Annotated in this window: 1 protein-coding gene and 1 pseudogene; one reads left to right on the top strand and one right to left on the bottom strand. The window is 62.2% G+C overall.

The window, feature by feature from the left end:
- The first annotated feature begins 80 nt into the window (after positions 1-80).
- Positions 81-358 (top strand): annotated as a pseudogene (locus AMD30_RS25740) (hypothetical protein).
- 618 nt (positions 359-976) lie between these two features.
- Here AMD30_RS25740 and AMD30_RS24125 read toward each other — a convergent pair.
- Positions 977-2,149 (bottom strand): L,D-transpeptidase, encoded by a 1,173-nt coding sequence (locus tag AMD30_RS24125; protein ID WP_006357614.1) that lies wholly within the window; start codon positions 2,147-2,149, stop codon positions 977-979.
- Positions 2,150-2,549 lie beyond the last annotated feature (400 nt).

The following is a 2,549-nucleotide window of genomic DNA, read 5'->3' as shown; positions in this document are numbered from 1 at the left end:
CAACGTAAAGGTGATTGTGCGGGAGCGACGCGGGCCGCGGTAGGGCTCGGTGTCGCGGCAGCACAACGTCGTCTTTGAAAGTGGGCGCATCTCGTGGCGCTCACGCCCTCGTGGTGGGTGCGGCGGCGGATGCCGAGTCGATCAGTACTGACGTAGAAGCCACGGCGGGTGGCCTCGAAGCTCAGTGCGGATACCTGGCCTACCCAGACTCCGATGAGATCGTGACACCGGACGGCAAAGGTCGCTTTAATTCGTTTCAGAATGGCTCATTTACCCCACAACTGGCGCACATCCTGTCAACGAACCTATTATGGACATTTGGGCGGATGCTGGATATGAAGCCGGAAAGTGGGGTTAGCCCATCGCCGCACCGGTCATCGACCGCATCAACAACAAGGTCTTTAGGGTCCTCTCCGAAATGCTCGGCCATCAGAGGTAGCGCGGTGGATCGACCGTAGGGTCGTCGTCGATGGTGTCGACGTGCGGGTCGGCGAGAATGTTGGTAACCGCAAGGGAGCTGGCACCGAAGGTGGCGAAGTGCGGGTTGACGTCTCTGACGACACTCCGTGCACGGTCCGCCGGCCAAACGAACGCCGGGATCGGCCAAGAAGACCCGAACGGCGCGCGGCGTGGTTGTCGTCCCACGCGGCCAGATCAGCCTCGCCTCGCACAGGTAGTACCGACGGACGCTATGCCGCCGCTGCTCGTTATTGATGTTGATCCTCACGGCACCGGTTCGCCCGCACAGGGTCTCGACATGACTGACCAACGGCCCTCGTGAATTAACCCCTGGCTCAGTGGGTGACCGGTAGTAGCACTCGTCGCGAGTGGTGGTGTGCTGCATTCGAGCGAAGTTCTGTACACCGCGAGAAGCGCCTGAGACAGTGAGCGGGTGAGCCCGTCGTGAACTCGCCCCGGCCGTGCATGGTCGGAAGAACGTGCTGAGCGTCGACGAACTCCAGCCAGGCGGGGGCGCCTAGGTGTCTGCGTTGCCGTTCTTCCATTGTGGCCACGGGATGTTCCAATCGCCGAGTCCATCAACTCCCGGCAGTGTGTCGGCGTTGGTGTTCTTGACCGTGACGGGGTCACCGCGCAGGGTGTTCTTCACGAGCCATTCCGCGTCAGTGGGACTCAGGTTTGGGCAACCGTTGCTGACGTTGCTGCTGCCTTGCGCCGACATCGACCACGGTGCGCCGTGCATGTAAATGCCGCTGTAGGACATTTGCACCGCCCATTGAACGGGTGTGCGGTATCCCGCTGCGGACTCGACAGGCACTCCGTAGGTGGACGAGTCCATGATGATGTGCTCGACGCGATCTCCGATCATGTAGATACCGCGGGGCGTCGGAGTGCTGTCTTTGCCGAACGAGGTCGGCATCGTGCGGATGACCTTGCCGTCTCGTTTGACGACTATCGTTTTGGTGTTGTCGTCGGCAACGATTTCCTGAGCTCGGCCAATCGTGAAGTCGTAGGACAAGTTCTCGTCGCCGTAGAGCCCGTCGCCGAGGTCGACTCCGTAAATGTTGACGGCGACACTGACTTTGGTGCCCGGCGTCCAGAAGCGTTCGGGCCTCCACCGGACTTCGGAGTCGCTGATCCAATAGAACGCACCCCGCATCTGGGGGTCAGACGACACGGTGATCGCCGCCTGTGCCTTCTTTCGGTCGGGGATGGGATCGGCGAACCGCACCCCGACTGTGTGGGCGATCCCGACGGTTTTCTCGCCGAGGATGGCAGCGCTGGTCAGTGACTCCGGTGAGGTCGTGGTGAAGCGCTGCGAGACGACCGATCGACCGCCCACGCCCACGGCCTCGGCTTGAACGGAATACCGCTTCGAATATCCCAGGGGTTGGGTGCTTGTCCACGTTGAGCCGTCCTCGCTCAGTGAGCCCGCCAAGGGACGGCCGCTGGCTGTGGGGATACGGACGTTTGTCAACGCGCCGCGGCTGGCCGTGACAACAATAGGAAGCCCAGGTTCGACAACCGCGTTGGGCGCGAGTCGACCGCCACCTTCGGTGGCCACAGCAATGGAAGGCTGTGCGATGTCGGCGAAGCTGTCAACGGCCTGAATCTCGTTGCTGTAGGCGGCGCCTCCGGTTGAGCTGCACGAGGTCAATAACATCACCACAGCCGTCAGGGCTGCGAGCATCAGCAGTCGCGGAATACCTGCCCGGACCGACCCGCGGCATCCACGAGCGCTCGAGCACTGCGGCTGCGCACCGTAAGCCGCCAAGAGATCACGTGGCTCTTCGATAGCTCGAGTCCTTCTTACGCGGCCCATCGATTGTGGCGAACCCTCTCACTCGGCGCCTGGACTAGGTTTACTATCCACGATAGTAGTTGAATGCTGTGCGCTCCTCTACCCGCTGCACAGCGCGAGAGAAGGTTCGAAACGTCTTCGTGGTGGGCGACCGCCGAGCGGTCACGTCGACCTCATTATTGCCGTGTGGCGACACCCCACAGGTAGTCCCCGCCGATGCGTGTTCGCCACCGCTCGCCGACGTCGGGGCCGTGGTGCGACAACTCTCGGTCAAGCCCCTGGTAGTGGT

Source organism: Gordonia sp. HS-NH1 (assembly GCF_001418765.1).
GTDB lineage: Bacteria > Actinomycetota > Actinomycetes > Mycobacteriales > Mycobacteriaceae > Gordonia.
This window is presented reverse-complemented; position numbering and strand designations above follow the sequence as displayed.

Coding starts and splice junctions, on each gene's coding strand:
- AMD30_RS24125 (WP_006357614.1), bottom strand. CDS start 2,149: ATGCTCGCAGCCCTGACGGCTGTGGTGATGTTATTGACCTCGTGCAGC.